The organism is Deinococcus pimensis DSM 21231 (genome assembly GCF_000519345.1).
In the GTDB taxonomy this organism is placed as follows: domain Bacteria; phylum Deinococcota; class Deinococci; order Deinococcales; family Deinococcaceae; genus Deinococcus_A; species Deinococcus_A pimensis.
Genome location: NZ_KI912639.1, coordinates 14,845 through 21,962, shown reverse-complemented (window position 1 = coordinate 21,962; position 7,118 = coordinate 14,845). Strand labels below are relative to the sequence as shown.

7 protein-coding genes are annotated in these 7,118 nt (G+C 69.4%); 4 read left to right on the top strand and 3 right to left on the bottom strand.

What is annotated here, in order from left to right; genetic code table 11:
- Nucleotides 1-195: 195 nt before the first annotated feature.
- A complete protein-coding gene (locus tag DEIPI_RS0110420; RefSeq protein ID WP_027481746.1) occupies nt 196-951 on the bottom strand; it encodes a fumarylacetoacetate hydrolase family protein in 756 nt (251 codons plus the stop codon).
- Nucleotides 952-1,021: 70 nt separating this feature from the next.
- Between DEIPI_RS0110420 and DEIPI_RS0110415 the strand changes: the two genes are divergently transcribed.
- The 3 genes from DEIPI_RS0110415 to DEIPI_RS0110405 all read left to right on the top strand — a co-directional run bounded on the left by DEIPI_RS0110415 (nt 1,022) and on the right by DEIPI_RS0110405 (nt 4,355).
- A complete protein-coding gene (locus DEIPI_RS0110415; RefSeq protein WP_027481745.1) occupies nt 1,022-2,449 on the top strand; it encodes an aspartate aminotransferase family protein in 1,428 nt (475 codons plus the stop codon).
- A gap of 132 nt (nt 2,450-2,581) precedes the next feature.
- The gene (locus DEIPI_RS0110410; protein ID WP_027481744.1) at nt 2,582-3,718 is read left to right on the top strand and encodes a citrate/2-methylcitrate synthase; all 1,137 of its coding nucleotides are present in this window, start codon (nt 2,582-2,584) and stop codon (nt 3,716-3,718) included.
- Between the two features lie 211 nt (nt 3,719-3,929).
- A complete protein-coding gene (locus DEIPI_RS0110405) occupies nt 3,930-4,355 on the top strand; it encodes a hypothetical protein (protein ID WP_027481743.1) in 426 nt (141 codons plus the stop codon).
- 121 nt (nt 4,356-4,476) lie between these two features.
- Here DEIPI_RS0110405 and DEIPI_RS0110400 read toward each other — a convergent pair whose 3' ends face one another.
- Together DEIPI_RS0110400 and DEIPI_RS0110395 are read right to left on the bottom strand one after the other, a co-directional pair.
- Nucleotides 4,477-4,917, bottom strand: coding sequence for a type III secretion system chaperone family protein (locus DEIPI_RS0110400; protein WP_027481742.1), 441 nt, complete (start codon nt 4,915-4,917; stop codon nt 4,477-4,479).
- Between the two features lie 60 nt (nt 4,918-4,977).
- Entirely contained in the window at nt 4,978-5,946 is a 969-nt protein-coding gene (locus DEIPI_RS0110395; protein WP_027481741.1) for an MBL fold metallo-hydrolase, read from the bottom strand.
- A gap of 99 nt (nt 5,947-6,045) precedes the next feature.
- Here DEIPI_RS0110395 and pstS point away from each other — a divergent pair, with 99 nt between their 5' ends.
- Complete coding sequence (pstS, locus tag DEIPI_RS0110390) at nt 6,046-7,071, top strand: phosphate ABC transporter substrate-binding protein PstS (RefSeq protein ID WP_027481740.1); 1,026 nt, start codon at nt 6,046-6,048, stop codon at nt 7,069-7,071.
- Nucleotides 7,072-7,118 lie beyond the last annotated feature (47 nt).

The window sequence follows — 7,118 nt, the reverse complement described above, 5'->3', positions numbered from 1 at the left end:
CGCGCGGCGTCGAGGAGGGCGGCGCGGTCCGCCGTGGACGGGCCGTCGTAGGCGCCGAGCAGGCGGGTGACCTCGTCGAGGAAGCCGGAGGCGGGCGAGGCGAGCGCAGGCAGGGGGAGCAGCGCCACGAGGAGTGCCGCCGTCAGGGAGCGTTGGGGTCGCACCCTCCCAGTTTGCCGTTCCTTCACCCTCCGCTCAAGAGATTCTCGTGAGAAGCGTCCCGACGCCTTCCACCTCCACCTCGACCGTGTCGCCGCGCGACAGGGGACCCACACCCTCCGGGGTGCCCGTGATGACGACGTCGCCTCTCTCCAGCGTGACGAAGCGCGTCACGTACTCCAGGATGGCGGGCACGTCGAAGATCATCATGCTGGTACGTCCGTCCTGCCGGGTCTCGCCGTTCACGCGGGTCGTGACGCGCAGGTCCGACGGGTCGAGGTCCGTCTCCAGCCACGGCCCCAGCGGGCAGAAGCGGTCGGCGCCCTTCGCGCGGAACCACTGCAGGTCGCTCGTCTGACGGTCGCGCGCGGTGAGGTCGAGGGCGCACGTGTAGCCCGCCACGACCTTCAGGGCGTCCTCCCGCGAGAGACCGTGGGCGCGCTCGCCGACGACGAGGCCGAGCTCGCCCTCGTAGTGGAAGTTCCCGGTCCAGTCGGGGTAGGCGACCTCCCCGCCGGGCTCCGCGAGCGTGTTGGGGCCCTTGAGGAAGATGCCGGGCTCCGTGGGGAGGTCCGTCCCGATCAGGTTGCCCATCTCCCTGATGTGGTCGAGGTAGTTGCGGCCCACGCACACGATCTTGCTGGGCTCGGCGGGCGCGAGCAGCGTGACGGAGGCGAGCGGGACGCTCTCCCCCGTGAGTTCTCCGCGCATGCCGCGCGTCAGCACCACCGTGTCGCCCTCCAGCGCGCCCCACGAGACGCGCCCCTCCGTCATCACCCGTACGATCCTCATGGGCAGGAGTGTACCCCGCGACCACCGCCGCGCGGCGCGCGCCCGCGCGTGAGGAGTATCATCGGCGGGTATGCAAGACGGTCTCATTCGCGTGGACGAGGTTCTGCGCGACCAGCTCAGCCCCGCGCGCACGCGGCGCCTCGACATGACGTACGGCAACTACGATCTGCTCGAGGGCCTCGACCTGCTCGGCGTCGCCGGCCCCTTCAAGGTCGTCTCTCCCTGGGAACTGGAGGACGAGCACGGCGTGCGCCGCATCAACGCGAGCGGGTACGCCGCCCTCCCCTTCGGCGACCAGCACCCCGAGCTCGTGGCGTTCATCCGGGAGTTCCTGGACCGCAACACCACCACGGGCCTGCCGCAGCAGTCCGTCTCCGCGTGGCGCGCGGCGCTCCAGGCGAACCTCGTGCGCCTGCTCTCCTCGCACCTGCCGTCGCACGCGGACTCGCGGGTGTTCTTCTCGTCGAGCGGCACGGAGGCCATCGAGGGCGCCGTGAAGTTCGCGAAGGCCGCCCGTCCGAAGGGCCGCTACTTCGTGTCCTTCAAGAGCGGCTACCACGGCAAGACCTTCATGTCGCTCTCCCTGACGCCCAACCCGGAGTACCAGGACCTCTTCCGTCCCCTGGTGCCGGGTGTGGAGAACGTGCCCTACGGCGACCTGGAGGTGCTGCGCCACCGCATCCGGATGCTGGGCCCCGACCGGATCGTCGCGGTCGTCATCGAGCCCATCCAGGGCGAGGGCGGCGTGAACATCCCCCCGCCGGGCTACCTGAAGGCCGTCGGGGACCTGTGCCGCGAGCACGGCATCATCGTCATCGCCGACGAGATCCAGACGGGCCTGGGGCGCACCGGGCACTGGTTCGAGAGCGCCGCGCAGGGCCTCGATCCGGACATCATCACGCTCGCCAAGCCGCTCGGGGGCGGCATGGTACCGATCGGCGCGACGATCGTGCGGCGCGAGATCTTCCAGAAGATGCTGCACGGCCTCGCCAGCAAGCGGCACTCGAACACCTTCGGCGGGAACTCGCTCGCGATGGCCGTCGGGATGAAGTCGCTGGAGATGCTCGTGGAGCAGGACCTGCCCGCGCGCAGCCTGCGCATGGGCGAGCAGGGCCTCGCGCGCCTGCGCGAGATCCAGCGCCGCCACCCGGGCCTGCTGAGCGAGGTGCGCGCGCAGGGCATGCTCTTCGCGATGCAGTTCCACCCCATGATCGGGCTGTCGCGCCCCAAGCCCGCGCAGGAGCTGCTGTTCGAGGCGACCGCCGTACTGGGCCTGCGCGAACTGCACCGCGCGGGGGTGCAGGTGAACCTCAGCCTCAGCAGCAAGCGCACGCTGCGCCTCACGCCCGCGCTCAACGTCCCCGACGAGCTCTTCGAGGAGATGTGGCGCCGCGTGGAGACGGCCGCGTCGCGCAACCACCGCTCGTGGCGCATCCTCACGAACACGCCCGCCGCGACCACGGTGCGCCTCGCGAGCTTCGCGATCGCCAAGGGCTGACGCCACGTCAGGGCCCTGTCAGGGCCGCCGCGTGGTGGTAGTCTGACCACACAGGCTCCACGTCGACGCCGGCTCACGCCGCGCCTCACGACGTGCCGCCCGCAACCCCGTCACCACCCATCAAGGAGGAGTATGACCACCACCATCGCCAAGGGCCTCGAGGGCGTGCTGTTCACCGAGACCAAACTGACGTTCATTAACGGCACCGAGGGCGTCCTCACCCACCTCGGCATCCCCATCCAGGAATGGGCCGAGAAGAGCACCTTCGAGGAGCTCTCCTTCGCGCTGCTGCACGGCAAGCTCCCCACGAGGGAGGAACTCGCCGCCTTCGACGCGGACCTCAAGGCGAACCGCGCCGTGCCCGCCGAGCTGATCACCGCGATCCGCGCCTACCCGCGCGACGTGCACCCCATGCAGGCGCTGCGCACCGCCGCGTCGCACCTGGGGCTGCTCGACGCGGACGCCGAGGACACCAGCGCCGAGGGCCGCTACCGCATCGGCGTGCGCATGATCGCGCAGTTCTCCACGATCATCGCGGCCATCGCGCGGGCGCAGGACGGTCAGGACCCCGTCGAGCCCCGCGCGGACCTCACGCACGCGGGCAACTTCCTGTACATGCTCAATGGGCAGGAGCCCTCGGCGGAGCAGGCGCGCCTCTTCGACATCGCGCTGATCCTGCACGCCGATCACGGCATGAACGCCAGCACCTTCACCGCCATCGCGACGGCCAGCACCCTCAGCGACATGTACAGCTCGGTCGTGAGCGCCATCGGCGCCCTCAAGGGCCCCCTGCACGGCGGCGCGAACGAGGCCGTGATGGACATGCTCGACGAGATCGGCACGGTGGACGCGGCCGTGCCCTTCATCACGCAGAAGCTCGACAACAAGGAAAAGATCATGGGCGTCGGGCACCGCGTGTACAAGTACTTCGACCCGCGCTCGCGCGTCCTGCGCGACTACGCCGCGCACGTCAGCGAGAAGCAGGGCAAGAGCCACTACTACTCCATCCTCGAGACCATCGAGAAGGAGATCGTGGAGCGTCTCGGCGGCAAGGGCATCTACCCCAACGTGGACTTCTACAGTGGCGTGGTCTACAGCGACCTCGGCATCAAGAAGTCGTTCTTCACGCCGATCTTCGCGCTCGCGCGCATCAGCGGCTGGGTGGCGTCCGTGACGGAGTACACCGCGAACAACCGCCTGCTGCGTCCCGACGCCGTGTACGTCGGCGCGCGCGACCAGCACTACGTCGAGATCGACGAGCGCAAGTAACGCTCGCCGTGAAGGAGGCCGGGCCGCGCGCCCGGCCTCCTTCCTTTCCGGGGCGCCGTGTGGCGCGGGTGAGCACGACCTTCACCGTCGCTGCAGACGACTGAAGCCGTTACGGTTGCGCGTGCGTATCAGGGGTATACGTGAAGGACATACGTCCCCCGCGTCGGTGTTCGGTCCTCCGCCTCCTGTCTGCCCTGCAAGGAGTGGCACCATGACCCTGGAACGCAGCGCCAAGCCCGCCCGTCGGCCCTTCAGCCTCTACCCGCGCGGCAAGATGTACGGCGTCTTCGACGACCTTGACGGGGTCCGCGCGATGACGTCCCGGCTCGTGGAACTCGGCCTCGACGACGAGAAGGTCGAGGTGCTCGAAGGCGAGGACGGCGTCACCGTCCTCGACCCGGACGGCCGCCATCACGGCCTCATCGCGCGGCTCGTGCGGTACATGCAGTCCATCACGGACGAACGCGAGCTCGTCGAGCGCTACGTGCGCGCCCTGCTCGAAGGCCGCTACGTGGTCGCGGTGAGCCTCCCGAACCGCCGCGACGTGTTCGAGTCGGCCTGCCGCGCCTTCCGCGACGCGGGCGGACGGCAGATCCACTACTACGGGATGTTCGTGACGGAACAGTTGAGTGCGTAGACGCTCCGACGCTCCAGGCCCGAACAGCCGGGCCGCCCCGGCTGGCGAAGACCAGAGGCTGGTTGGCGTTCATGCACAACGCAGGGCGGGGGTCTGGGCCCCCGCCCTCCTCGCGGCCGCGTCAGGCCTTGAGGTGCTGGTTGCCCGACAGGCTTCGTTCGACGGTCTCGGTGACTTCCGTCTCGAAGCGTTCCAGGTGACGTTCCAGCCGGGCGATCTCGACGTCGCCGAGGTCGCGCAGGAGCAGGGTGGTGCGTCCGAGGACGGCGAACATGACGTTCTCGTCCTCGTCGGGTTCGAGGGGGTCGAGGTTGAGGGCGCCGAAGTCGAGGCCCTGGTTGAGGAGGTTCACGCCGAGCATGACGTCGGGGAGGGCGTCCTCGTCGACGTAGAGGTCGAGGTCGAGGTGGGCGCGCACGATGACGCCCTCTCCGAGCGCGTCGGCCTCGGCAAAGAGAGCGAGCTGGACGTTGCGGCCACTCAGGAGCGCGCCGTCCTCAACACGCTCGACCTCGTGGCCGCGGTGCTGCAGTTCCGTGACAAGGCGCTCGAGTTCGTTCATGGGGGCGAGTATAGCGTGAGCCCGCGCGGGTGAAGGTTCCAAAACGCCCGGGCGGCCGGGCTAGATGGTGCCGTACATCCAGGCGCCGCCGGACCATTCACGGGTGAGTTCGCCGCGCGCGCGGAGGTACTCGACGTGCGCGAGCGTCTCGGCGAGGGCGAAGCGGCGTCCGCTCGGGGAGAGCTCGCGGCGGAACATGGCGTTGGACAGGTCGTAGGCATGACGGGGTTCGCGGCGCAGTTCCTCGCGGCAGAAGTCGAGGCGTTCCTCGTGGTGCGCGATGAGTTCGCGGGCGCGCGTGGCGGCGTTGTCGATGACGGGGCCGTAGTGCCCGACGACGGTGCGGGCGGGCGCGAGCGTCTCGATGCGCGCGAGGGTGCCGAGGTAGTCGCCGAGGGGGTCGGGGCGGGAGTACGCGTAGAGCCCGACGTTCGGGGAGATGCGGGGCAGCACGGCGTCCCCGGCGATCAGGAGGCTCAGCTCGGGCTGCCACAGGCCGAGGTGCCCGTCGGCGTGGCCGGGCAGCCAGAGGACCTCGAAGTCGTGTCCTGCGAGGCGGACGCGGTCGTGTTCCTTCAGGGGGTGGAGGCGGGAGGCGGGGTGGACGCGGGCGCGCGAGCGGCGCGACTCCGCCTCGAGCTCCGCGAGGAGGTCCTGCGGGAGGCCGTGGTCGGTGAGGTGCTTCTGGTGGCCGGGCAGCCACTTCTCCCACATGTGCCAGTAGCGTTCGCCGCGGGCGATGTCGAGGTCGAGCATGTGAACGGTCGCGCCGGAGCGTTCCTCCACGAGACCCGCGAGGCCGTAGTGGTCGGGGTGGTGGTGGGTGACGATCACGCGCTCCACGCGTTCCCAGTGCAGGCCGAGCTCGCGCAGGGCGTCCTCGATGGCCTCGCGCGCCTCGGGCGTGTCGAGCGCGGCGTCCACGAGGGTGACGGGGCGGGCCGTGTCGATCAGGACGGTCACGAAGCGCATGGGGTAGGGAATCGGGACCTGCAGGGCGTACAGGGTGTCGTGGACGCGGGTGAGCATGACGTCAACCTATCAGGGAGACGCGAAAAACCGCACGCCTGACATCCTCATGACGTTTCGTTGACGGGCGCCTGACAGAGGGACTCCATGATGCACGCGATGAAGAAGATCCTCACGCTCGCCCTGATGGCCGTGTCCACCCCGGCGTTCGCCGCGACCCTCACGGGTGCCGGAGCGTCCTTCCCCTTCCCGCTGTACTCGAAGATGTTCGCGGAGTACGCGAAGGGCAGCGACAACACCGTGAACTACCAGTCGGTCGGTTCCGGCGCCGGTCAGAACCAGCTCCTGAGCCAGACGGTCGACTTCGCGGGCACCGACGTGCCGATCCCCGCCGAGAACGTCTCGAAGTACCCCGGCAAGGTCCTGACGATCCCCACCGCGCTCGGCGCGGTCGTCCCGAGCTACAACATCCCCGGCGTGGACGCCACCCTGAAGTTCACCGGCAGGGTCCTCGCGGACATCTACCTCGGCAAGATCAAGACCTGGAACGACGCCGCGATCACGAAGCTCAACCCCGACGTGCGTCTGCCGCCCCTGCCCATCACGGTCGTGCGCCGCAGCGACGGTTCGGGCACCACGGGCGTGTTCACGGATTACCTCGGCAAGGTCAGCAGCGAGTGGAAGAGCAAGGTCGGGAGCGCCACGAGCGTCAACTGGCCCGTCGGCATCGGCGCGCGCGGCAACGACGGCGTGGCGGGCGCGGTGAAGAGCACCCCCGGCTCGATCGGCTACATCGAGCTGACCTACGCCCTGCAGAACAAGATCGACTTCGGCACCGTCCAGAACCGCGCCGGGAAGTTCGTGAAGGCCAGCAAGGCGGGCGTGAACGCCGCCGCCGCCACAACGGTCCTCCCCGCGAGCGGGTACGTGAGCATCACGAACGCGCCCGGCGAGAACAGCTACCCCATCAGCACGTACACCTACGTGATCTTCTACGCGGAGCAGAAGTACGGGAACCGTACCGAGGCGCAGGCCCGCGCCCTCAAGGACGCGCTGAACTACGTCGTCACGAAGGGCCAGCAGTTCAACGAGGCGCTCGACTACGTGGAACTGCCCTCCAACGCCGCGACGCGCGCGCGCAGCATCCTCTCCACCATGACCTTCGGCGGCAAGCCCGTCCGCTGAGCACCGGGGCGGCGCGGCGGACCCCTCCCGTGGGGGTCCGCCGCGCC